Origin of the sequence: Bacillus altaicus (genome assembly GCF_042136375.2) — a bacterium.
Classification (GTDB): Bacteria; Bacillota; Bacilli; order Bacillales; family Bacillaceae_G; genus Bacillus_A; species Bacillus_A cereus_U.
On record NZ_CM143394.1, the window covers coordinates 2,494,445 to 2,518,631 of the forward strand.

The window sequence follows — 24,187 nt, forward strand, 5'->3', positions numbered from 1 at the left end:
ACAGTAAAAGGGGGGATGATTAAAGGTATGGCATTTAATGATGAATTAATTTGTCAACAGTTTGCAAGAATTATCGGTGGCCAAGAAGGGTTCGCCGGTGGAAAATGCGTGGCAACAATAAATCGGGATGAAATACAAGCAACTATCTTAGGAAAACGTTTTAGAGTAACAACTTCCTTCTCATTCGAATCAAGAGATAATAAAACTGGACGGGCATTATGTCTAGGCCGGGTAGCGCTCTTACAAAAGGAAGTTACTGAATTTGTTGCTACAATTATTAAACAAGGAATAATCGTTTCGTCTATACACAATGAGTGGTTATGTGATGATCCAAATTTAATTTACGTTAATATCGAAGACGTTGATGATCCGCTAAGTTTCGCAAGGAAAGTTAGAAGAGCGTTATGTAATTAACTAATTTATTTAGTTAAATGAGCAATATAAAAGGATCTTCAATCGAAAGATCCTTTTATATTGCTCGTAAGTGATAGATTATGTTAATTAAAATATTTCGGGTTATTGATATTTTTTCAATGATTTCCCTAAATACTTAAGAAAGTCTCTTTCCACGTGTTACTTCAAGTCCTTTTATACATAAGATGAAGGTTTTTCCTTGTATTTCATTAATTAAGTTTAATTGACTAGTATTTTGTAATTATTTTACAAAAGGCTTTGTGAAAATGCAGGTGAAATTTCAAATGAGTGCAGGAATAATAGCAGCACTTATTTAAGGTATTACCATCATTCGAATTACAAAATTTATAATCAGTAAAAGAATGGAAAGGAATTTCTGGTGAACTTTACATTGAAAAATATTGAAAATAGGAGTGAGTGAAAATGGCATATTTACTACAAGTTGATTTTCCGTTTGAAGGTCCTTTTGGTGAAGAAATGGAAAAAGCATTTTGGGATTTAGCAAAAAGTATTAATGAAGAAGAAGGATTCCATTGGAAAATATGGACGGAGAATCAAGAAACGAAAGAAGCTGGAGGCATCTATGTATTTGAAGAAAAACAAGATGCTGAAAAATATGGAGAAATGCACAAGAACAGACTTCAAGCATCTGGTGTTAAAGATATTAGAGTAAGAATTTTTCACATCAATGAAAAGTTAACTAAACTGAATCATGGTTATAGTAAATAATAAGGGACACGTAAATCCAACAGTCGGAGCAAGCGTAAAAAGAAGGGGGTAATCCCTTCTTTTTTGAATTTTTTCTTTATCCTTTTCGGCAAGAAGACTCCATCTGATTTGTGTTACGGGTGAAACCCAACAATTCAGGTGGAGATGAATTGCCGTCAGAAGGTAGACTGAACACTTTTGTTTCGTTTATAAAAATTTTTTGAGGGCGAATGTTTGTTTCTTTTTGTCTTACGATATAATCTGTCGTAGATAAGGAGGGAATATATCGTAAGACAACGAAATTGGATAATAATAATCATTCGGTTACTTGCGCCAAAAGGAATTACGATGAAGACCATGTTTACATTTTGTTCCGTTTCGTTCCAAATATTTATTTGTCAAAAATAATTTTAATGAACTCTCTAAGAAAGGTGGTGAAAGTAATGGCTAGAAAGAAAGCAGTGAAAGTATTACGTAAACAAAAGAAAAGAGAAAACATGCAACGATTCACTCAAAAACAAAATATCGGACGAGCTTGTCTCACAGCTAAAGAATTTCGTTTACTTCAGCGCATGTCACATAGTTCAAAAGCATTGCGAAATGTTGGATTGTACACGATTAAACAAAGTTACTTGAATCATAACAAGATGGCTACTGTAAAAGAAGTGGACACTGCCATGCAAGCCGATATGAACTACTGGGGCATTCAATCAAACTCTGTTCAAGCGATTCGTAGAGCCTTATTTACAGAAGTGAAGAGCTTTTTTAAAGCATGGGAACAGTGGAAGAAAAAACCTGAAACCTTCACAGGTCGTCCTAAGTTTCCGAATTATTCTTGTTCAACGGACAAACGAATCATTGAAATCTATCAAGTTCCAAAAGTGGATGATAACGGGTATTGGATGATTCCGATGAATGTTGCATTCAGAAAAAAATTCGGTTCCATTAAAATACGTATGCCTAAAAATGTAAGAAATAAAAAAATCTCCTACATTGAGATTGTACCGAAGCAAAAAGGTCGGTTCTTTGAGGTGCATTACACATATGAGATGCACATTTCTCAAATGAAGAAGCAATCCACGACTACTAGTAACGCTTTGAGTTGCGATTTAGGTGTAGATAGATTATTAAGTTGCGTAACAAATACAGGTGATGCATTTTTAATTGATGGGAAAAAATTAAAATCCATTAACCAGTACTTCAACAAAATGATACGTAATCTCCAACTGAAAAATGTGGAAAATGGACTTTCTAAACGAGTTGTAACGAACAAAATGGCTGCACTTTGGCATAAACGAGAACGACAAATAAATGGTTACATTTCACAAACTGTAGGTTTGTTGTTCAAAAAAGTGAAAGCATGCAGCATAGATACGGTTGTCGTAGGGTATAACACTGGTTGGAAACAAAAATCTGATATGGGAAAAAAGAATAACCAAAAATTTGTTCAAATCCCATTTCATAAACTGATTGCAGCAATTGAGAATAAATGTGTAAAAGAAGGCATCCGATTTTTAAAACAAGAAGAAAGCTATACTTCAAAAGCTAGTTTTCTTGACAAAGATCCGATTCCAGTTTGGTCTAAGGATGATAGGACGCATTATCGCTTTAGTGGCAAACGAATCACTCGTGGAATGTATCAAAGTAAATCAGGAAAATGTATTCACGCTGATATTAATGGTGCGTTGAATACATTGCAAAAATCAAAAGTTGTAGAATTGGATGACAATCTCAAAGTAAAAACGCCGATTCTATTAAAAGTGCAAAAACGTAAGGCTGTTGCTTTGTGCATAGCTTAGTGGGTGCGTCAACCATCCATGTGTACTCGACTTGTCGGGGCTTGTAGCACACGCCGGGTTCATCTGAGTGGTGGCTTCTTCCATAAGGAAGAATTGCTCTTTTTCGAAAGGGTGGTGCAAGTGGGAAAACAATAGTTCGTTGCCAGTACCAACCAAAAACATACTTGGGGTGTTACCGTAAGGTGGCATGAATTCTAGAGCGTCAAACTGTCTAGCGATAGACGAAAAGACCTAGCGTTCTAACTCAAGCCCCCACTGAAACGCTTCATCTCAGTGGGGGTAGTTGACCTCTCTGTCTCAAAAAACTCTATCCACTCTCCATCAGGACCAGCGAAGAATATGTAACGTGTTCCATCTGGTAATGTTTCAATTTCTTCTCCTAGTAAAAAGGTTACGCCGTGTTTCTGTATTCTTTCAATTTCATCCTCTAATGAATCCACTTTAAAGCAAATGTGATGTACTTTTCCTTCTGCCGGAAGGGAAGAGTTATAGCCTTCAATGAGTTCGAGTATTGTTTCCTTCGATTCTTCCACACCTAAAAAAGCGAGTTTTAAGTCTGGATTTGGATGCCCCATACGTTTAATGAGCTGTAAGCCGACTACCTTTTCATAAAATGAAATAGATGTTTCTAAGTTTGCGACCATAAGTCCGACGTGTTCGATTCTTCTGACTGGCATGTAGATTCCTTCTTTCTGAAAATTTTATACATAAAATAATATTGAAAATTAAGAAAATAAGCAAGATATAATTGTTGAAAATTTTAGAGCGTTATATGTTATAGTGAGAAAGTATGTTTGGGGAGACGGAAGGAGCTTATTTTATGAATACAACTACTCAAACTCCTTCATTATCGGAAACGATGAAAGAGTGGCATTATGCATTAGCTTATGAAATTAAACATTGGAAAACGATAGGTGGTAGTAAAATTTCTATCATTAACGGTCGTTTCTTATATACAGATTATGAAAGTACAGTATACGTATTTCAGCTTATTTCGGAAGTAAGCTTACCTGAAGGTTCACCAATTCGAATTGAGTTCGATGGTGAGGAAGCAACAGGGGAAGTATTATCTGTACATGGATTAGAAATAGAACTGAAATTAAATGATTATATACAAGGTGAAATAAGAGAAGCTGTTTTATACAGTGAACCGTGGCAACTTTTAGAACAGCTGCAAGAGAGATTGAAAGAGGCACATAAAGATAAGCTGAAACGTAATCGTATAAAGCGTCTTGTAGATGGGACGAGCAGTCCGAAACACCTTGAAAAGATGAAAAATACGAAAAATGAATTGGCTTACCGTTCTTTTTACAATCCGACAACGTACGTGTGGGGACCACCTGGAACAGGGAAGTCGTACAATTTATCGCGTATTATTTCGGCTCATTATCAAAAAGGAAAATCGGTACTTGTGTTAGCTCATAGTAACGCGGCAGTGGACGTATTAATGAGCGAAGTAACGAAGCAAATTGAGAAGAAGAAGAAATGGACACCTGGTGAAATTGTTCGTTACGGTTTTAGCCAACATGAACATATACGAAATCATGAAACGTTACTTGCATCGAAGTTAGTTGAAACGACGAACGGATCTTGGGGAGAAGAAAGACTCTATTTAGAAGAGACACGACAAGATCTTCGTGAAAAGATTTTATCATATAAAGCGACTTCTGCTGATAAGAAGCGTATACAAGAGATTGAAAGTGATCTTCGAAAGCAAAAAGCGAAAATTAAAGAAGTAGAAAAAGAATATATTGAAAATGCGCAAGTAATCGGTGCGACACTATCAAAATGTGCCATTGATTCACTTATTTATGAGCGCACATTTGATTTAGTTGTCGTAGATGAAGTGAGTATGGCATATGTTCCGCAAATCGCATTAGCTGCTTCTCTTGGAAAACGTATTGTCGTTTGTGGCGACTTTTTACAATTGCCGCCTATTGCGATGGCAAATCATGAACTCGTTCGAAAATGGCTCGGCGAAGATATGTTTTACCATGCAGGGATTGTTGATTCTGTAAATAAATCAGAAGCACATCCGAACCTATTTATGTTGCAGGAGCAAAGACGTATGCATGCGGATATATCGAAGTTTACGAATTCATTTATTTATAAAAATAGAGTATACGATCATCCATCTGTTTCAGAACGTAAAGAACTTGCGAAACTGCAACCGTTCGCAAATGAGGCGAGTGTTTTATTTGATACGAGCTTAATGGGAGCCTTTTCGTTAAAAGATGCTGCTTCTGGTTCGCGTTTTAATATTATGTCTGGTTTAGTAGCGATGCAAATGATTTTAATTGGACTGTTAGACGGTGTTCAATCTATCGGTGTAGTTACACCTTACAGGGCGCAGTCGCGCTTTTTATCAACGTGTATTAGAGAAATGTTGCAGAGAACGAAATATCAAAACATACCAGTTTTAGCGGCGACAGTTCATAAGTTTCAAGGGTCTGAAAGAGATATGATGATCTTTGATACGGTTGATAGTTATCCGCAAGAACGTCCTGGCGTGTTATTCTTTGATCATAAAAACCATCGTCTCGTCAATGTAGCAGTAACGAGAGCGAGAGGAAAGTTCATTCAATTATCAGATTGCCACTACATGCGTAAAAATCTGTCGAGAAAACAAGCGTTATCGCAATTAACCGCTCATATAGAACGTCACGGAGATGTGTATGATCGCACGACATCAAGACAAGTGTGGGAGCGGAAAATCTCGAAACGATTACGCTGGTTTATGGAAATGAATCTTGAAGAGCCGAAAGGGCTATTAAAAGATATTTTAGCGGCAAAACGAAAAATTATCATTTCCCTTCCAAGTACAAGGCAAGTTGATAAACGAGTATGGCAAGCGTTAATGCGTACGAATGCGCAAATAACGGTTTATAGTGATGGACCAGTTCCATTAAAGAATGTAAAATTACAAAGGCAAAACAAAGCGTTCCCGTTTATAGTAATCGATGATGAAATCTTTTGGGCAGGGGCACCGCTCACATCGCAAATGATGTTTGAAGGTAGTATGGAATTTCCGTACATATGTGCAAGAATGCAAGCACCTGAGACAATTGGCGTATTAAAAGGGTTTTTAGATATTCGGTAAATTCGGATCGGAATTCCTTGACTTTTACTTGGAATAAACTTAGAATAAAAATAATTTAATATAATTTTATGAAAATTCTTATCACGAGAGGTTGAGGGACTGGCCCTATGACACCTCGGCAGCGGATTCTATATGAATACTGTGCCAATTCCAGCAAGGTAACTTGAAAGATAAGAAAGAAGCTCATTTTGACTGTATATGCCAAAGCCTCTTTCTATCTTTTAGAAAGAGGCTTTTTTACGTAAAAATAAAGGGGGAAGAAAAATGGGAGCGACAGGAGTAACGTCACAAAGAAAAACAATTGAAGAGAGTATAGAAAGAAATAAGGAAAAGTACATAGGAACAAGTCATGATATTCATGCGAATCCGGAGATTGGTAACCAAGAGTTTTACGCATCAAGAGCGTTAAGTTTACTGCTAGGAAGCGCAGGATTCCAGTTGCAACATAATATAGCTGGCCACGAAACTGGTTTTATCGCAAGAAAAAGTTCAGGAAAACAAGGGCCAGTCATCGCATTTTTAGCGGAGTATGATGCTTTACCGGGACTCGGTCATGCGTGTGGTCACAATTTAATTGGAACAATTAGCGTTGCAGCAGCAATCGCATTATCAGAAATACTGGAAGAAATCGGCGGAGAAGTTGTCGTGTTCGGAACACCAGCAGAAGAGGGCGGGCAAAACGGTAGCGCGAAAGCGAGTTATGTAAAGGCTGGTTTATTTAAAAACGTTGATGCGGCGCTTATGATTCATCCGAGCGGAAAAACAGCGACTACGAGTCCATCACTAGCGGTTGATCCACTTGATTTTCATTTTTACGGAAAAACAGCTCACGCAGCAGCTTCACCAGAAGAAGGAATAAACGCATTAGATGCGATTATCCAGCTTTATAACAGTATTAATGCACTTCGCCAACAACTTCCATCAGATGTGAAAATTCATGGAGTTATTACAGACGGCGGAAAAGCACCTAATATTATTCCGGATTATGCTGCGGCACGCTTCTTCATCCGAGCTGCAACGAGAAAAAGATGTGCGGAAGTAACAGAGAAAGTAAGAAACATCGCACAGGGTGCAGCGTTAGCAACAGGTACGAAAGTGAAAATTCATCAATTCCAAAATGAAATCGATGAATTGCTCGTAACAAAAACATTTAACGACGTCGTAGCCGAAGAACTAGAAGTACTTGGCGAAGATGTAAATCGTAACGAAAGAGTAGGAATCGGCTCAACAGATGCAGGAAACGTAAGCCAAGTCGTACCGACCATTCATCCGTACATTAAAATCGGACCAGATGACTTAATTGCTCATACGAATGAATTTAGAGAAGCAGCTCGTTCAGAACTCGGGGACAAAGCATTAATTACATCGGCAAAAGCACTAGCGAATACAGCGTATCGATTAATTACAGAAGAAGGGCTGTTAGAGAAGGTGAAGGAGGAGTTTAGAGAGGCGCGGAAGAATCAGGGATAGGGAAGAAGGAGAATTATACTCGGGATTTTTTAGTAGGAAATCGAATGAAAAAAGAACCAGCCTATGGCTGGTTTTATTATATTATAAAAGGATTTTTCCACATACACTTCATATTTCTACCTTAGTACCCTCTTATCAGAACGACAATTTCTCTTCAAATTCACTCTTTAAAACAATTAAAGGAGATGATAATCCAAATTGCATTAAAGAGTCTAAAAATGCAGCGAGAGAATCCATCGAATCGCTCATGACTTTCATCATATAATTAAATTCCCCGCTAATTCGATATAAATCTGTTACTTCAGGAGCGGCATTACAATATTGGATAAAATCAGAGCATTGACTCGTTTTGAACATAATGAATGCTTGGATGTTTTTATTAATTTTGGAAGGCTCAAATTTCGTTCGGTAAGCAGCTATAACCCCTTGATCTTCAAGCATGTTAATTCGTTCTTTTACAGCAGGCTGCGTCATGGATATAATTCGTCCTATTTCTGAAACGGAAATTCTCGCATTTTCATACAACAAGTTCATAATTTTATGATCAATTTCATCCAATTTTACTGCGTTTTGCATTGTGTAGCCTCCTCGTTTTATTTTCTAAAGTAGATCACAAATTATAACTATAATATCATAAGTTAACGAACTAAATTACCTATAAATCTATATTTAAAATTAGTAGTATTTGAATGAAAATATAAGTATAGGTTTTATCAAACGGAAATTTAGGAAGGATGGAAAAAATGAAGAATCTTGATGGAAAAGTAGCGTTAGTAACAGGAGCGAGTCGCGGCATCGGCCGTGCCATTGCAATAAGATTGGCGAAAGATGGGGCATTAGTTGCAATTCACTACGGCCGAAATAAAACAGCTGCAGATGAAACAATTAATGAGATTGAATCTAATGGAGGAAAAGCTTTCTTAATTGAAGCTGAACTCAATTCAATTGATGGTGTCAAAAAGCTAGTAGAACAATTAAAGGAGGAACTGCAAGAGAGAGTTAATACATCAGAGATTGATATTTTAGTAAACAATGCAGGGATAGGTACACAAGGAACGATTGAAAATACGACAGAAGAAGTTTTTGATGAAATTATCGCCGTAAATATTAAGGCGCCGTTCTTCTTAATTCAGCAAACATTACCATTACTACGTGCAGAAGGGCGTATTATTAACATCTCATCAGCCGAAGTACGACTTGGTTTTACAGGATCAATTGCATACGGTTTAAGTAAAGGTGCATTAAATACGATGACACGTCCTCTAGCTAAACATCTTGGAGAAAGAGGTATAACCGTTAATACAATTATGCCCGGATATACGAAGACAGATATTAATGCGAAATTGCTAGATAATCCAGAAATACGAAATTTTGCTACGAATTCATCTGTTTTTGGACGAATAGGGCAAGTTGAAGATATTGCAGATGCAGTTGCATTCCTTGCTTCTTCGGATAGTCGCTGGGTAACGGGTCAAATTTTAGATGTTTCGGGAGGGTTTTGTTTATAGGGAGCCCACTCCATAATTATCAACTTAAGATCTTTTAATAGCTATGGAGGCATCATCATCTAAAATATTTTTACTATTGAGTTGTTAAAAGAGCCTTAGTTTTTCATTTTTTGAAAAGGCTATGGTTCTTTTTACTTGTGGTATAGGTATGATTAGAGGAAGCTGTTCTATATTAATCAAAAAAACTTGATTAATCACTTGCATAAAGAACTAATCAGCGTATATACTATAAATATCAAAAAAACTTGATGAAGGGAGAGTGAATGATAGTGGCACAAGATTTTCAGTTGTATGAAAAAAAGTTTAAAGCGTTGGCTGATCAGAAGCGTTTAGAGATTATGTATGAACTTTGTCAGCGAGGACAAACTTGTGTGTGTGATTTAACAGAGGTTTTTGAAATGACACAATCTAAGTTATCATATCATTTAAAGATTTTATTAGATGCGGGTTTAATTGTAAAAGAGACAAAAGGTACGTGGAGTTATTATGATTTAAATGATGCAGAAGTAAATAATTTATTATCAGAAGAATTATGCTGTATCTTTAGAAAAACAGGAAAAGGAAGCTGTTGTTAAAATTTTGTCCTATCAATCAAAAAAAATTGATTAATAATATTTTAAGAGGAGGAATAAGTTATGAGATATGTTCATGTTGGTATAAATGTTACTAATTTAGAGAAGTCTATTGAATTTTATGAAAAGGTATTTGGTGTGTCACCAGTTAAGGTGAAAATGGATTATGCAAAATTTTTATTAGAAAACCCAGGGCTGAATTTTACACTTAATGTACGAGACGAAGTGAAGGGAAATCAGGTAAATCATTTTGGTTTCCAAGTAGAGACAGCTGAAGAAATTACATTTCATAAAGAAAGATTAGAAAAAGAAGGTTTCTTTGCGCGTGATGAGATGGATACTACTTGTTGCTATGCGGTTCAAGATAAGTTTTGGGTAACGGATCCCGATGGTAACGAGTGGGAATTCTTTTATACAAAAGCAGATAGTGATGTTCATAAAGTTGAAGATCCATCTTGTTGCACGACTTCTAACGTAGTAGATAAAAATTCTTGTTGTTAATAGGAGATGGAAAATAAAATGAAGCGTTTATCTTTTCTAGATCGATATTTAACATTATGGATTTTTCTAGCTATGGCTGTTGGAATTGGTTTAGGGTTTGTGTTTCCTAGTGTAGTAGACGGACTTAATACATTGCAAGTTGGAACGACGTCTGTCCCGCTTGCTGTTGGCCTGATTTTAATGATGTATCCACCGCTAGCGAAGGTTCGCTATGAGGAAATGGGGCGGGTATTTAAAGATGTAAAAGTGTTGGTTCTATCTTTAGTACAAAACTGGATTATTGGGCCTGTACTTATGTTTGTTTTAGCAATTATTTTTCTTCCTGATAAGCCAGAATACATGGTCGGACTCATTATGATTGGTTTAGCACGTTGTATTGCAATGGTAATTGTTTGGAACGATCTTGCAGATGGGGATAAAGAATATGCAGCCGGTTTAGTTGCTTTTAATTCGGTATTCCAAATGTTATTTTTCTCAGTTTATGCATACGTGTTTGTAACAGTAATTCCAGAGTGGTTAGGAATTGAAGGGGCTATCGTTAATATTACAATGGCAGAAGTAGCGAAATCAGTATTTATCTATTTGGGAATTCCTTTTATAGCCGGTATATTGACACGATTTGTCTTGGTGAAGTTAAAAGGAAGACAGTGGTATGAAAAGGTGTTTATACCTAAAATTAGTCCAATTACATTAATTGCATTGCTATTTACGATTATCATTATGTTCTCTTTAAAGGGAGAAATGATTGTTAGCGTACCATTTGATGTAGTAAGAATAGCGATTCCGTTATTAATCTATTTTATTGTGATGTTCTTTGTTTCTTTCTTTATGGGAAGAAAAATTGGTGCAAATTATCAGGTGACAACAACGTTAGCATTTACAGCAGGTAGCAATAACTTTGAGTTAGCAATTGCTGTAGCAGTTGGTGTGTTTGGTATTCATTCAGGCGCGGCATTTGCAGCTGTTATCGGGCCGTTAGTTGAAGTACCTGTAATGATTGCACTTGTAAACGTCGCTTTTTGGTTTAAGCGTAAATATTTTAATGATCAACCAGTATAATTTAAAAACAAAGGCGGAAAGCAACATGGAAAACAAAAAGACAATCTATTTCTTATGCACAGGAAATTCATGCCGAAGCCAAATGGCAGAAGCATGGGGCAAACAATATTTAGGAGATAAGTGGAATGTATATTCTGCAGGAATCGAAGCACACGGAGTAAATCCAAATGCTATTAAAGCTATGAAAGAAGTAAATATCGACATAACAAATCAAACGTCAGACATGATTGATCCAAATATTTTAAATAATGCCGATTTAGTCGTTACTCTTTGTAGTCACGCAGATTCTATTTGTCCTTCGACACCTCCGCACGTTCATCGTGTTCATTGGGAATTCGATGATCCGGCAGGAAAAGAGTGGTCTGAATTTCAACGTGTTCGCGATGAAATTGGGGGACGTATAAAACGTTTTTCCGAAACAGGTGAATAAATAAAGGAAAGAGTCAATCTTCTATTGTATAGGGGATTGGCTCTTTTTCTATACATAGTCACTACTGCATTGGTTTACAACAACTATCTCAACGAATGCAGAATATTATGTAAGAATGATATAGTTAGAATGGTAGTCTGCCTCTATTAAATTTATATATAGAAAAAAACACTATTGGTAATTAACAATGAATAAAATTTTGGTTTTTAGAGTAATCGAGATAGTAATTATAAAAAATAGCGTGTAATAAAAATTTTTTCACATGAAAGGAAAAAAGGATGAAACACATAATAAAAGACGTATTAATAAATTATTTTAAAGAAATTCATTCACTAGCAGTGGAAGAAGAGTTACATAAAAATAGCTGAAATACAGATTTACACTATAAAATTATGGTGAATGGAAAGCGATATTCCGCACGGTTTATCAATAGCAAGCGAACAATCAATCCAGCTTTTGGGGCGTTATCAAACGAACAACTGATAGAGCAAGTACGTTTTACGTATTATTTACGCGAGCATAGAATCCTTTTTATGCAAATTAATAAAAATAGGTCAGGGGAGTCATTTACATTAGTCGCTTGGAATGATGAACAATACAGATTTATATTGTCTAATTGGATTGAAGGAGAACATATTACACTTTGTACAGAAGCTATCGCAGAAGCATTTGGAAAGGAAGCAAGAAAGGTTCATGATATTTCTAGTGCATTTCAAAGCGCGATTTTTCAGAAGAAATCTCATTTGGATGGGTATGTTGAGTTTATTAATATGTTAGAAAGCAAGACAAGCGCATGTAAGGAATTGCGGGAGTATATAGATCTTGCTAAATATCATATAGACTGCGCATATACGAGTGAATTAGAGTTTATTGTACAAACAGACTTAAATCCTTTGAATGTTTTATGGGGCTCAAGTCAACAGGTAAAAGGAATTGTAGATTTTGAATCTATTAGTTATGTTGACCGCATTGAAGGGTTAGCCTTTTTAATAAAGTGGTATTCCCGAACAGAAGGAATGCAGTCCCATGAAGTATGTTCCAGTGTTGCTAGGGCATTTTTAGAAGGGTATAAGGCTCATAATATTGTAACCTTAAATGATTACAAAAGACTTACTTCATTATTATGGTTATCCGGTAGTATGAATTGGAATTTTGTGAAGAAAACGTTAAGTGTGTTAGATGAGGAGAGAGGATTAGAGGAACATTTGAAAGTTTATAGAGTAAGGGGAGAAAGGTTGTCTTCATTGTTAATTTGTAGATAACATTTCTTCTCTTTTGGGATTTATAAAACAAAGCATATGAGGTGTTCTAAAAATGAAAATACAAATTGTATTGTTTGACGGCTTCGGAGAGCTTGTTTCCTTTGCGCCTTTTGAGGTATTGAGAAGAGCGATAGAAGAAGGTGCTCCGTTTACGGTTGAGTTAGTTTCTAGTGAACAAAAACAAGAAGTTACTACCTTGTTTGGAGTTACGGTGAAACTACATGATTTTTTACGAATGGATAATCGCCCAGATTTGTTAATTGTACCTGGTGGTGGTTGGAATCATAAAGCTGAACATGGGGCACGAAAGCAAGCAGAGCGTGGTACTTTGACCAAAATGATTAGAGAGATGCACAATGAAGGAACAATTGTTGCTGGAGTTTGTACTGGAGGTATGTTACTAGCTGCATCCGGTATATTGAATGATAAAAAGGCAACAATGCATCGTTTGGCGCAGAATGAAATTCGTACATATGGGGCCGAAATTCTTCCTTACAGAATTGTGGATCAAGGCGATATTATTACTGCAAGAGGAGTTACTTCAGGGATTGATTTAGGTCTTTGGATCACGGAAAGGTTTGCAAGTCCAAAAATTGCAGCTGCTGTTGAATATAGAATGGAATACGAGAGGCGAGGTGTTGTTTGGAAGTAATTCGACCGTAATCATAGTTTTTTGCTGTAGAGCGTATTACATATCCTTAAAGAAAAAGGGCCTACTCGTAGGAGTTGGTTCTTTCTTTTATACACTACTATTTTTTACAGTAATATCCTTTCCAAAAGATCATAGAATGGATTATGTATTTTGTTTCATAGTGATAATGATTTTTATTATATATTTATAAGTTAGTAAAAAGTAGTTTACAAATTTGTATTAGGCTTATATAATTTGACTCATATAAAAAAGTTTCCTCAGGGAAACTTAGGTATGAATTTACATTCATATTATATTTTTTTGTCCGAAAGTTGCCTTGGTGCAAAATAATTACATAGATGAAAAAAAGAAAGGGGAATACACAAAAAATGGATGAGGCTATAATTGTCAAAGATTTGTTTGTATCTTATCAAGGGAATCAAGTAGTTCAAAATGTTTCCTTCAATATTGAAAAAGGGAAACTCGTTGGGATTATTGGTCCAAATGGAGCGGGAAAATCTACTTTAATGAAAGCTGTTTTAGATTTAATCCCAAATGATAAGGGATATGTTCGGATTCTTGGAGAGGATATTCGAAGCGCTAGAAAACATGTTGCGTATGTACCACAAAGAAGTGATATAGATTGGGATTTCCCGATAACAGTTGTAGATGTGGTGCTAATTGGAACGTATCCATCTTTAGGCATGATGAAAAGACCGAAGAAAGAGCATCGTGATTGGGCATTTGAATGTCTAAAAAAAGTTGGAATGGAAGAGTTTAAAAATCGTCAAATTGGTGAGCTTTCAGGCGGACAATAACAACGTGTTTTTTTAGCGAGAGCGTTAGCACAAAAGGCGGAGATATTCTTTTTAGATGAACCGTTTGTTGGAATTGATGTAACAAGTGAAGAGACAATTATTAAGATTCTTAGAGAATTACGTACAGAAGGGAAAACAATTGTTGTTGTACATCACGATCTAAGTAAAGCAGAATCCTATTTTGATAAATTACTATTATTGAATAAGAGCTTAATTCATTACGGAGAAGTAAGGCAAGTATTAGAACCAACTGTTATGTCAAAAGCGTATGTAAATCAGGGCATATTCTTCAATAATGCAGCGGAGGTACATTCATCATGAAGATTGTAGAATTTATAGATGCGTTAATGCAGTATGGTTTTCTGCAGAAGGCGCTATTAACTTCCGTTATGGTAGGAGTTATTTGCGGTGTAATTGGATGTTTTATTATTTTACGAGGTATGGCTTTAATGGGGGATGCCATTTCACATGCCGTTCTTCCAGGAGTAGCCCTTTCTTATATGATTGGTATGAACTATTTTATAGGGGCGGTTTTAACAGGTGTTATTACTGCGGTTGGAATTGGATTTGTAAGTCAAAATAGTCGAATTAAGCATGATATGGCGATAGGAATTATGTTTACATCTGTTTTCGCTGTAGGAATTATTTTAATTACCTTTATGAAGAGTAGCTCTGATTTGTATCATATTTTATTTGGGAATGTTCTATCAGTTCGCTCTTCTGATATGTGGATGACACTTATCATCGGAGTGGTCATTATTAGTCTTGTAATTCTATTTTACAAAGAACTACTGGTGTCTACTTTTGATCCGACAATGGCGCAAAGTTACGGATTACCGAATAAATGGATTCATTATGGCTTAATGATTCTTCTTACAATGGTTACAGTTGCTTCACTTCAAACTGTAGGGATTATTCTAGTTGTCGCTATGCTTATTACACCAGCGGCTACAGCGTATTTATTAACAAATCGTTTATGGGTCATGATTTATTTAGCAGCAGGCATTGGTGCACTTTCATCTGTAGTAGGGCTATATTTTAGTTTCTCTTATAATCTTGCTTCAGGTGCAACCATTGTTCTTGTCGCAACATTCTTGTTCGGATTGGCATTCTTTTTCTCACCGTCACAAGGTTTGTTTTGGAGAGCTATCAAAATTAGAAAAAATAGAGCAGAGTTGTCATAATTGATTGGAGGATAAAGATGAAATTAAAAAATGTTTTGTTTTCGATGCTTTGTATTTTCGTATTTGCATTAACAGCGTGTTCTAGTAACACAAATGGAAAAGAAGAGGGTAGTGGGAAATTAAAAGTTGTAACAACATACTCAATTATATATGATATGGTGAAGCAAATTGGTGGAGATAAAGTTGAGATTCATAGCCTTGTTCCAATTGGAGCTAACCCGCATGAGTATGATCCGCTTCCTAAAGATGTTATGAAAATGACAGATGCAGATATGGTGTTTTACAATGGGTTAAACCTTGAAGAGGGCGGAGCATGGTTTAAAAAACTATTGAAAACCGCAAATAAATCAGAGAAAGATGCACCTGTTTATAAAGTAAGTGAAGGTGTAGAGGCTATTTATTTAGAAACAAAAGGATTAGAAAAAGAACCAGATCCACATGCATGGATGAATATTAAAAACGGTATTTTATATGCTGAAAATGTAAAGAAAGCCTTAATTAAAGAAGACCCTAAAAACAAAGAGTTCTATACTGAAAATGCCGATAAGTATATAGCAGAACTTCAAAAATTACATGATGAAACAGTAAACAGAATTCATCAAATCTCTGAAGAAAAACGGTTCTTAATCTCTAGTGAAGGTGCTTTTAAATACTTTGGAAAAGCATATGACATTAAGACAGGATACATTTGGGAAATAAACTCAGAGAATCAAGGTACTCCAGATCAAATTAGAGATGTTGTAAGTTTAATTCAAACAAACAAAGTTCCAGCTTTATTTGTAGAAACAAGTGTAGATCGACGTAGCATGGAAACTGTTTCAAAAGAAACAAACGTACCGATTGCAGGTACAATTTTTACAGACTCACTAGGTAAATCAGGTGAGGATGGAGATACTTACTTAAAAATGATGAAATGGAATACAGATACAATTATTAATGGGTTACAAAAGTAACATCTAACTGCTGAAGGTTTATAAAATAAAAGAAGAAAGAGCCGACTCGCGTGAGTTGGCTCTTTCGTTTATATACTATATTACAATGGATTGGGAGCGCGATTGGAGGGAACCGATTACTCTTTAATTCCAACAGCGGAAGTACCATTAGCAAACTATTATCGTAATGAAATTTTAATTGGTGAAGATTTACCTATTGAATTTTCAGCGCATACTCCATGCTCCCGTTTTGTTTAATCTTTTTTCAAAATAAATATGTTCTTCTATATTTTTTGTTGCAGTTACAAAATAGCATTTAGGGCTCTTATTATTTCTCCTGACCTTATTTGTTTTTGAATAACAATAAAAGATTATTCGACAATTATATTAATAATAATTAAAGTATAGAATATACAAATCTTAGGGAGGGCATATATGTGAAGAAATGGATGAAAATTGTTTTGTACTCTTTACTAGGTATTTTAATTATGGGAAGTATTACTTTTTTTGTTTGGTCTCAGTTTACTTACAAACCAACTAAAGAGGCTTTGTCGTTAGTAGATTATAAAAAAGATGAAGATAATATAGTTTTTGGAGAGAAAGAGGCTAAAATAGGGATTATTTTTTATCAAGGAGCTAAAGTAGAAGTCGAGTCTTATAGTTACTTGGGGGAAGCTCTTGCAAAAGATGGACATTTTGTAGTAATGCCTAAGTTACCTTTAAACTTAGCGATACTTGGAACAAATGTAGTAGACAGTATAATTGAAAGGTATCCTGAAGTTCAAAAATGGTATGTTACTGGACATTCAATGGGCGGAGCTATGATTTCTAGGTATGCCTTTCACCATGAAGAAAAGGTAGACGGGATCATTTTCTTAGGTTCTTATCCTGCAGATGATTTCTCTACTAAATCGCTTCCGATGTTATCAATTTATGGGGAAGTAGATGCTTTAGCAACTGTAGAAAAAATAGAGAACAGTAAAAAGTTAATGTCAAAAAATACAACTATGCACATGATAAAAGGGGGGAATCATGCTAATTTTGGCATGTATGGTGAGCAAAAAGGTGATAATGCGAGCTTAATTACATCAAAAGCACAACGAGATGAAACAGTTAAAGTAATTGAACAATGGTTATTAAAACAATGATAACTAATTTAATAAATTTACCGAAATAATGCTCCTTCCTCAAAGGAGAGGTAATCAAGAGCCAGCTCATACGAGTAGGCTCTTTTATTTATCCCGCTATTTTCCAGGCAGTAAGACTCCCACTGATTAAAGTTTCACTTTATCTTCTATCTCCAATTGCCCCTTTATTTTCTCCGGAATGTCCTTTTCAGAAATAACGTCGTAAGAATAGACATACTTTCCTTTCACATGCATTTTTAAGTAAGTTTTTTTTATAAAATCATTAGGGGTGCTAGTTCCTACTTTATATTCGTTCTCATTCCTTGATTCATCAACACCTTTTAGGGAGTACATAGCTCGTCCTTTATGATGATAATCTGGAACGCCATATCCCTTCGCAATGGCGTATACATTTTTTTCTTCAGCAATCGGATTAAATCTGTCCAAATCCCCGCGTAATATGAAAGGTAGTAAGTATATAGGAAGGCTTATTCCTATTATGCAAAGTAAAAATTTCTTCATGATTGTTTCTCCTCTTATGTATTTACATTTTTCAGTATAGAAAAAACTTCTTATGAATATAGAGGGGAATTTCTTAAGTTTTTCTTAAACATGTTTTTAAAGCACGGTTATTTTAACCAAAATTTTCATGGAAATACCTAAATGAAGAACGAATGTTCTTTATTTAGGGGTGATAACCTTGTATGATCATTCTCTTTTACCAAATTGGATTATTTTATGTGTAGATCTTCGTAGCTTTTATGCGAGCGTATCATGTATTAAAAAAGGACTCGATCCACGTTATACAAAATTGGCTGTCGTAGGAGATGTAAATTGGAGTGGATCGATAGTATTAGCAGCAACACCGCCATTAAAAGCGTTAGGAATAAAGAAGATGGCAAGGCTGTATGAGATACCGAAGCGACCAGATATTATTATTGTGAATCGAATTATGCATACGTATATGAAGTGTTCAACTTACATAACAGGTTTAGCTTTACAATATGTTGCACCGGAAGATTTTCATCAATATAGTATCGATGAGTTTTTCATGGATATGACTGCAAGTATTCATTTGTTGGCCAGTAATCCGTGTGAGTTCGCATTAAAGTTCAAACGAGAAATATACGAACGTACGCGGATTGAAAGTACGATGGGTATTGGGCCAAACTTATTATTGAGTAAAGTAGCTTTTAAAACATAAGAACAAGCTATTAGAAAGTGAAAATGAGCACTTAAAAACACAACTAAAAAAAGAATTAGGAAAAGTGTATGAAAATTTATAAATATGTGATGTTGTCGTATCAGTTTTAAGATAACACACTTAATAGAGCCAGTGGCTTTGAACACTTTTATTTTGAGAGAAAAGAATTTAAATCATAATGATACATATTAAAATCTTTTGCAAATATCTCTTGAACCAACTGAATTGTTTCTGCATCATAAAAACTATCATAAGTAGGTAATCGTGGGAAAAGAGGAGTTGTGATATCACCGTCTGCATAAACTCCTTTGTAAATCATCTTACTCCCTTGATAATGCCAAGATTTTGATAACAGATCTAATGGTGATTTTTTTAATTTATATACTTCTTCTAGTTTCGAAATTCCTGTGTTGAAATTTTCTAGATAAATATAGTTCGTAACGAATTCCTCTTCTCCTTGTATATATTGTTGTGTAAAGTGAGGATCTACTTGATCTAATTTGGTCATGTGTGCTTTTAAATAATACAAAAATAGTTTAAAGGAAATGGGTTTATTGCAGGTTTCATCACCATAAAGAAATTGTCGAATGGGTTTCCATGCGGGATTCTCAAAATTTGGTGGCGGAATCAGAGCAACAAAAGAACTTACTGCTCTTCTATAAGGATTTCTTACTAGTTTGTAAGTATTCTTCTCTTTAGTTTGTAATCCACTAGCTAATTGTGCTAAATAATGTGTAGAGTTTTTATATACTTCATACTCATAGTTGTGAATGAACGGGTTGTATTTTATCGCTTCTTTAAATAAATTAATTTGATAAAAAAACCAGTGGGCTAGCGAAGTACAACCGCTTTTTTGGCTCCAAAATAAGATTAGGGGAAAATCTTTATGGAAATGAGGGACACGCCCTTGCTTGTATATAAAATTATATAGTTCTGTATGATCCATTTTGAACCTCCATTCTTATATAGCAAAAGCATAAATTTTTTTTAATAAGCGATAACTAACTTTAGTCCACTAACACCAATAATGATAGCTAGAAATATTTGAAGGGGTTTAACGGGAATCTTAGTGGAGAATTTACTACCAAGTATGACACCTGGGATAGAACCAATGAGTAAATGAATTAACAAGAGATAATCTACGTTGCCTAAATTCATATTTAGTATGCTTGCAACCGTCACTAATAAAAAAGCATGTGTAATATCTGTGCCTACTAACTCGGATGGTCTCAGTTGATATAAATATATCATTGCAATAGCGAATAAAGAGCCTGACCCCACAGAAGTAAGTCCCACGATAAAACCGAGTATTGCACCAATAAGAATTGTTAGGCTCTTTTTTTGTACCATAGTCTGTCTTTGAAAATAATTTTGTGTAGATTCATTATAGAAAAATGCCTTTATTAAAATAGAAATTGCCGCAAGGATTAGAACATATCCTAATATATACTTTATAATTCCTTCTCGACTATAGTGAAAGATCGGTAAGAAATGAATCGTTACTACTGCGATAATTGCACTAGGTATACTCCCAATAGCTAGATATTTTACTAGTCTAAAATTGATGGTCTTCTGTTTCCAGTGTTGGGATATTCCAAACATTTTAGTAATAGAGTTATATACTAGATCAGTTCCAACAGCTACAGAAGGACTTATACCTAATGTTAGAAGAAATGGAGTTAGTAATGCGGCCCCACCTATCCCTGTTACTCCAACCAATCCCCCTATGATGAAACCCATCATTATAATAGAAATACTCATTGTAATTCCCCTTCCATACCGCTGGCTTTTAATAGTGGTTTTCGTTTTTAAAGAGACTCTATGCATAGTGGGGGTTATAGGTATATTAGTTAAAAATTAATTTCATTCTTTTTATATCCATATGCTTCAAAATCGTCATTATATATTTCTGAAACAAGCTTTAGAGCTTCTTCATCATAAAAACTTCGATAGATTGGTGATGAAGGGAATTGTGGATTTGTAATATCTCTATTTGCATAGTTTCCTTTATAAACCATTTGATGTGCCCTATGATGAGTGGAGTTTGTAAGGAGTGATATATCAGAAGAAAGTAATCCATATTCTTTCTCCAGCTTCGGAATTATTGTATTAAAATTCTTTAGTTTTATATTTTGTTTGATGACCTTTTCTTCCCCCTCAATATATTGTTGTGAAAAATGTTGATCTAACTGACTGGATTTAGCTCCTATTTCTTTTACATAATATAAAAATTGCTTAAATGAAATTCCTTTCGAATCATTTTTATCATTATAAAAATATTCTCTAATCTGTTCCCATTGTTTCGAGGCATAAGGGTTGCACGCAAGTTTTATGGTATCCTTACTTAGTTTTAAGAGTTGCATTTCTAAATTTGTGTAGTCATCAATTTTATTTTTGTATATTTCAGATTCATAGTAATGAATGAACGGTGTATATTTCATTGCTTCCTCATATAACCCAATTTGGAAGAAAAACCAATTCGTCAGGGAAGTGCAACCGCTTCTGTGACTCCAAAATAAAATTATAGGGAAATCCTTATGATAGTGCGGAATCCGTTCGCCATACTCAATCAATTCTTTAACATTGTCCTTCATTATTTATGATATTTCATACTGGCAGTTATAACGAACGCTTAAATATAATGGTAACTACTCATACCATTGTATTTAAACATTACTGTAAAGGTACTCATTTGCATATAAAATCCCAGTGTATTAAAAATAACTTATATATGTACCTGAATTTTCTAAGCATATCGAAACGTAATAATTACTTATCAAATTTTAAAATATAGAAATCTGTTATAAGGAGAATTATGTATGAAGATATGTGTACAAAGATAGAGGTATTAATATCGCTACAATTATTGAAACGTTTATATGTATAATCTTTTTAAGTTTTCAAAACTAATGTTTTGAGGCTTTTTTAATTATATTGTTGTAGCTTAATTTAGAATAAAGTCGTTAAAAAAATAATAAAGTTGTTAAAAAATGCGGGTCATTCTATTAAACAATCGGGCCATTTTCTGGAATAAAGCGATCGCTAAAATAACGGAATTTTAAAATAATTGTTATTAAGTTAAAGGGCAGGATTTAGAATATGGCCGAAACATATTGTATATAAAAAATTAACATTAGTTTCTTAATTCTTTTTATTGGGAGGAAGAGTCAGATGGAAATAAAATGGATAGGTGTTAGCGTCCTCACCGGATTCTTTCTACTGGAGCTTGGTGCAATGGCTGCGTTCAGTTACTGGGGTTATCATATCAAGACAGGGGCAGCGTTCAAAATTATACTCGCGGTTGCCACGCCACTAGTCATAGCCACTCTATGGGGTATGTTTCTCTCCCCGAAGGCGTCGCTCCCCATCTTCTCCTTCCCCATACGAACTACGCTTAAGCTGGTTGTGTTCATTGTTGCTTCCGCAGCTTTGTACGCAAGTGGGCAAAGCGCATTCGCAGTTACTTTTCTGACAGTGTCTCTTCTTATCGCGGCAGCAGTCTTCATCTTGAAGCTTCATAAAGTAAGTATGTGAAGTAGATTAGTCTAAAACCGAACTTCAATAATCGGACGCTATCCTGGAACAAGGATAAGCGCTCATTTTCCTTTTTAGGGCCCGTTTTGTAGAAGAAGGGATATTTCCTATTTTTAACGAATACAGAATTAAAATAAACTTATCAAAAGTGGTGAGATAGATAGAAAAAAAGTTAATTTCTTTTTGGACTGTAAAACGGAAAAACATATTATTAACAGACTTCGAAGTACCGGTTGTGTTTTCGCAGAAGATGAGACCCGGTTAATTATCTCAGAGGCAAGGACTCTAGAGGACCTCGATAAAATGGTAGAAATGCGAGCCAACGGTTTACCTCTTGAATACGTTGTTGGATGCTACTATAGTTATCGGATCAAATTTTAGCTTTCATGGTAAATAAACAGTTAGTTCTAAACACAAATAAAATGATAATTTCTTGGCACTGTACTAATAACCAAAATTCCCTTATTCTAGAATAGGACGCGATTATAGAGGTGGGATGGAATTGAGAAAAAGGTTAGGCTGCTTACACGTCCATTATTCGAATATAGAATATATAGAAAATGCACTTTCTCCATTTAACATTGAATTAATACATTTTGTTGACCCAGCATTAATGTATCGAGTTACATCAAATGAAAATCCCCTAGAATCAGATGCTCAATTTAAAGTTAAAGAGCAAATAGAATGGATTGCCCAATGTAATGTTGATGCTATCCTTATTACGTGCACAAACTATATTGCAATTTTACAGGAAGACCAACTCTCAATATCAGTGCCCATTATTAAAATTGATGAACCTTTCTTTAATTATATCTGCAATATACAGCAACCTCAGACAATTCTTTTTACAAACCCTGCAACTGTTGAAGGTACAGTAAAACGTCTTAAACATCATGCTAATAGCCATCAAAAATCTTTAGATTTAGAGGTTATTGTTATAAAAAGTACTTTTGAATTGATAATGCAAGGATTAAAAGAAGAATACAACCAAAAAATTGCAAAGTTCTTAAATCAAATCATTAAAGATGAAAAGAAAGTTATCTCCGTTGCTCAATTATCTATGGTTGATGCATCTCAGCAAGTTGAGTATAAAACATCTAAGACTATTATTAATCCATTGAATACATTAGTATCTTACATTGTTAATCAATTAGAATTAGAGAAGAAAAATCAGTGATAAACTAATTTTTCTTCTACAGCTAAAGGGCGCTTTAATTGAGCAAGGATCACGAATTTACCAAACTTTTTTATAAAAGGATGATTCAATTGAATATAGAAAAAGCGTGTTTTGATCAAACTTTTTTTCAAAACACGCTTTTTCTATTTGTTCTTTTATTAAGGTTTATTAAGTTAATTTAATTAAACTTTATTCAAAAGCTACAACTTGCATTTTTTGTATAATAAAGATGGCATAAAAGAAAGTAGGATGCAATCAAAGTTGACTACTAGTTTTTAGTGAAAAAGAAAAGAATCATTAGGCTAACCCTTAAAATGGGGACCCTTTATGTCACACTTAAGTATATATTTTTAAAAAGTAAAAAAGATAAGATCATGGATTTTAATCTTATCTTTAGCTTTAAGAATAGTTAAAAATTATCAATTAAAGAAATGATACAGGAGCAAACAAAAGTCCCGCGTCCAATCTTAACGCAAGATGCAAAAGAAAGGATTGAAAATAAGCTGTTAATTTCATATTTAGGTGAGAAAGAGGTTTTACTTACATATTATAAAGATGGCTACCTATATAAAAATTACATAACAGTAGTTGATATAAATCCATTAAATGAGACGATTGCATGTACGGATGCTTTTCATAATCAAAGAATGTTTAAGTTTGTGGATGTAATTGAAGTGAATTAGAGGGAGAAAGAAAAATAATTATCTCTTCCTAACTTAATTATATCATGAAAATAACGTTCAAAATAGACTGTTTA

Annotated in this window: 24 protein-coding genes, 4 pseudogenes and 1 riboswitch; of the genes and pseudogenes, 22 read left to right on the forward strand and 6 right to left on the reverse strand. The window is 34.6% G+C overall.

Annotation, left to right across the window (positions count from 1 at the left end):
• Window positions 1-27: 27 nt before the first annotated feature.
• The 3 genes from ACE38F_RS13015 to ACE38F_RS13025 all read left to right on the forward strand — a co-directional run bounded on the left by ACE38F_RS13015 (window position 28) and on the right by ACE38F_RS13025 (window position 2,921).
• The gene (locus ACE38F_RS13015) at window positions 28-414 is read left to right on the forward strand and encodes a DUF1259 domain-containing protein (protein ID WP_375371269.1); all 387 of its coding nucleotides are present in this window, start codon (window positions 28-30) and stop codon (window positions 412-414) included.
• Window positions 415-837: 423 nt separating this feature from the next.
• A complete protein-coding gene (locus tag ACE38F_RS13020; RefSeq protein ID WP_375371254.1) occupies window positions 838-1,143 on the forward strand; it encodes a monooxygenase in 306 nt (101 codons plus the stop codon).
• A 422-nt stretch (window positions 1,144-1,565) separates the two neighbouring features.
• Window positions 1,566-2,921 (forward strand): RNA-guided endonuclease TnpB family protein, encoded by a 1,356-nt coding sequence (locus ACE38F_RS13025; protein WP_375371253.1) that lies wholly within the window; start codon window positions 1,566-1,568, stop codon window positions 2,919-2,921.
• Window positions 2,922-3,160: 239 nt separating this feature from the next.
• Here the strand turns inward: ACE38F_RS13025 and ACE38F_RS13030 are convergent, their stop codons facing one another.
• Window positions 3,161-3,598, reverse strand: a complete 438-nt coding sequence (locus ACE38F_RS13030; RefSeq protein ID WP_375371252.1) for a VOC family protein — start codon at window positions 3,596-3,598, stop codon at window positions 3,161-3,163.
• Window positions 3,599-3,711: 113 nt separating this feature from the next.
• Here ACE38F_RS13030 and ACE38F_RS13035 point away from each other — a divergent pair, with 113 nt between their 5' ends.
• Both ACE38F_RS13035 and ACE38F_RS13040 read left to right on the forward strand, forming a co-directional pair.
• Window positions 3,712-6,021, forward strand: a complete 2,310-nt coding sequence (locus ACE38F_RS13035) for an AAA domain-containing protein (RefSeq protein WP_375371251.1) — start codon at window positions 3,712-3,714, stop codon at window positions 6,019-6,021.
• A 75-nt stretch (window positions 6,022-6,096) separates the two neighbouring features.
• Window positions 6,097-6,198: riboswitch (SAM riboswitch) on the forward strand.
• A gap of 87 nt (window positions 6,199-6,285) precedes the next feature.
• The gene (locus tag ACE38F_RS13040; RefSeq protein ID WP_375371250.1) at window positions 6,286-7,491 is read left to right on the forward strand and encodes a M20 family metallopeptidase; all 1,206 of its coding nucleotides are present in this window, start codon (window positions 6,286-6,288) and stop codon (window positions 7,489-7,491) included.
• Between the two features lie 135 nt (window positions 7,492-7,626).
• Here ACE38F_RS13040 and ACE38F_RS13045 read toward each other — a convergent pair whose 3' ends face one another.
• Window positions 7,627-8,067 carry an Lrp/AsnC family transcriptional regulator gene (locus ACE38F_RS13045; protein WP_375371249.1) on the reverse strand — a complete coding sequence of 147 codons (441 nt, stop codon included), beginning with the start codon at window positions 8,065-8,067 and terminating at the stop codon, window positions 7,627-7,629.
• A 167-nt stretch (window positions 8,068-8,234) separates the two neighbouring features.
• On the opposite strand from ACE38F_RS13045, the gene ACE38F_RS13050 reads away from it, so the two are divergent.
• From ACE38F_RS13050 to ACE38F_RS13105, 12 genes and pseudogenes are all read left to right on the forward strand, one after another.
• On the forward strand, window positions 8,235-8,999 hold the full coding sequence (locus ACE38F_RS13050; protein WP_375371248.1) for an SDR family oxidoreductase: 765 nt from the start codon (window positions 8,235-8,237) through the stop codon (window positions 8,997-8,999).
• A 263-nt stretch (window positions 9,000-9,262) separates the two neighbouring features.
• On the forward strand, window positions 9,263-9,574 hold the full coding sequence (gene arsR / locus ACE38F_RS13055) for an arsenical resistance operon transcriptional regulator ArsR (protein WP_002110660.1): 312 nt from the start codon (window positions 9,263-9,265) through the stop codon (window positions 9,572-9,574).
• Window positions 9,575-9,634: 60 nt separating this feature from the next.
• Window positions 9,635-10,072 carry an ArsI/CadI family heavy metal resistance metalloenzyme gene (locus ACE38F_RS13060; protein WP_375371247.1) on the forward strand — a complete coding sequence of 146 codons (438 nt, stop codon included), beginning with the start codon at window positions 9,635-9,637 and terminating at the stop codon, window positions 10,070-10,072.
• Window positions 10,073-10,090: 18 nt separating this feature from the next.
• The gene (gene arsB, locus ACE38F_RS13065) at window positions 10,091-11,131 is read left to right on the forward strand and encodes an ACR3 family arsenite efflux transporter (protein WP_375371246.1); all 1,041 of its coding nucleotides are present in this window, start codon (window positions 10,091-10,093) and stop codon (window positions 11,129-11,131) included.
• Between the two features lie 25 nt (window positions 11,132-11,156).
• Window positions 11,157-11,561, forward strand: coding sequence for an arsenate reductase (thioredoxin) (gene arsC / locus ACE38F_RS13070; protein ID WP_375371245.1), 405 nt, complete (start codon window positions 11,157-11,159; stop codon window positions 11,559-11,561).
• Between the two features lie 278 nt (window positions 11,562-11,839).
• Window positions 11,840-12,823, forward strand: a pseudogene (locus tag ACE38F_RS13075) (phosphotransferase).
• Window positions 12,824-12,875: 52 nt separating this feature from the next.
• Complete coding sequence (locus ACE38F_RS13080) at window positions 12,876-13,475, forward strand: DJ-1/PfpI family protein (protein WP_341306360.1); 600 nt, start codon at window positions 12,876-12,878, stop codon at window positions 13,473-13,475.
• A 368-nt stretch (window positions 13,476-13,843) separates the two neighbouring features.
• Window positions 13,844-14,593, forward strand: a pseudogene (locus ACE38F_RS13085) (metal ABC transporter ATP-binding protein).
• Window positions 14,590-15,456, forward strand: coding sequence for a metal ABC transporter permease (locus ACE38F_RS13090; RefSeq protein ID WP_016101092.1), 867 nt, complete (start codon window positions 14,590-14,592; stop codon window positions 15,454-15,456). The pseudogene ACE38F_RS13085 and the gene ACE38F_RS13090 overlap by 4 nt, the downstream one beginning before the upstream one ends.
• A gap of 17 nt (window positions 15,457-15,473) precedes the next feature.
• Window positions 15,474-16,409 carry a manganese ABC transporter substrate-binding protein/adhesin MntA gene (gene mntA / locus ACE38F_RS13095; protein WP_375371244.1) on the forward strand — a complete coding sequence of 312 codons (936 nt, stop codon included), beginning with the start codon at window positions 15,474-15,476 and terminating at the stop codon, window positions 16,407-16,409.
• Between the two features lie 102 nt (window positions 16,410-16,511).
• Window positions 16,512-16,646 carry a hypothetical protein gene (locus tag ACE38F_RS13100; protein WP_375371243.1) on the forward strand — a complete coding sequence of 45 codons (135 nt, stop codon included), beginning with the start codon at window positions 16,512-16,514 and terminating at the stop codon, window positions 16,644-16,646.
• A 179-nt stretch (window positions 16,647-16,825) separates the two neighbouring features.
• Window positions 16,826-17,536, forward strand: coding sequence for an alpha/beta hydrolase (locus tag ACE38F_RS13105; protein ID WP_375371242.1), 711 nt, complete (start codon window positions 16,826-16,828; stop codon window positions 17,534-17,536).
• 126 nt (window positions 17,537-17,662) lie between these two features.
• Here the strand turns inward: ACE38F_RS13105 and ACE38F_RS13110 are convergent, their stop codons facing one another.
• Complete coding sequence (locus ACE38F_RS13110; protein WP_375371241.1) at window positions 17,663-18,037, reverse strand: YxeA family protein; 375 nt, start codon at window positions 18,035-18,037, stop codon at window positions 17,663-17,665.
• 178 nt (window positions 18,038-18,215) lie between these two features.
• Here ACE38F_RS13110 and ACE38F_RS13115 point away from each other — a divergent pair.
• A pseudogene (locus ACE38F_RS13115) lies at window positions 18,216-18,707 on the forward strand (Y-family DNA polymerase); the annotation flags it as partial.
• Between the two features lie 160 nt (window positions 18,708-18,867).
• Here ACE38F_RS13115 and ACE38F_RS13120 read toward each other — a convergent pair.
• From ACE38F_RS13120 to ACE38F_RS13130, 3 genes are all read right to left on the reverse strand, one after another.
• Window positions 18,868-19,665 (reverse strand): sulfotransferase family 2 domain-containing protein, encoded by a 798-nt coding sequence (locus tag ACE38F_RS13120; RefSeq protein ID WP_215553534.1) that lies wholly within the window; start codon window positions 19,663-19,665, stop codon window positions 18,868-18,870.
• 41 nt (window positions 19,666-19,706) lie between these two features.
• Window positions 19,707-20,480 (reverse strand): sulfite exporter TauE/SafE family protein, encoded by a 774-nt coding sequence (locus ACE38F_RS13125; RefSeq protein ID WP_375371240.1) that lies wholly within the window; start codon window positions 20,478-20,480, stop codon window positions 19,707-19,709.
• 89 nt (window positions 20,481-20,569) lie between these two features.
• Window positions 20,570-21,313: a hypothetical protein gene (locus ACE38F_RS13130; protein ID WP_375371239.1), complete on the reverse strand. Its 744-nt coding sequence runs from the start codon at window positions 21,311-21,313 to the stop codon at window positions 20,570-20,572.
• Between the two features lie 577 nt (window positions 21,314-21,890).
• Here ACE38F_RS13130 and ACE38F_RS13135 point away from each other — a divergent pair.
• From ACE38F_RS13135 to ACE38F_RS13150, 4 genes and pseudogenes are all read left to right on the forward strand, one after another.
• Window positions 21,891-22,253 (forward strand): YrdB family protein, encoded by a 363-nt coding sequence (locus ACE38F_RS13135; protein WP_375371238.1) that lies wholly within the window; start codon window positions 21,891-21,893, stop codon window positions 22,251-22,253.
• Between the two features lie 183 nt (window positions 22,254-22,436).
• Window positions 22,437-22,604: pseudogene (locus tag ACE38F_RS13140) on the forward strand (putative protein N(5)-glutamine methyltransferase); the annotation flags it as partial.
• A 145-nt stretch (window positions 22,605-22,749) separates the two neighbouring features.
• Window positions 22,750-23,430, forward strand: coding sequence for a hypothetical protein (locus tag ACE38F_RS13145; RefSeq protein ID WP_375371237.1), 681 nt, complete (start codon window positions 22,750-22,752; stop codon window positions 23,428-23,430).
• Between the two features lie 431 nt (window positions 23,431-23,861).
• Window positions 23,862-24,113 (forward strand): YolD-like family protein, encoded by a 252-nt coding sequence (locus tag ACE38F_RS13150; protein ID WP_375371236.1) that lies wholly within the window; start codon window positions 23,862-23,864, stop codon window positions 24,111-24,113.
• Window positions 24,114-24,187: the final 74 nt, after the last annotated feature.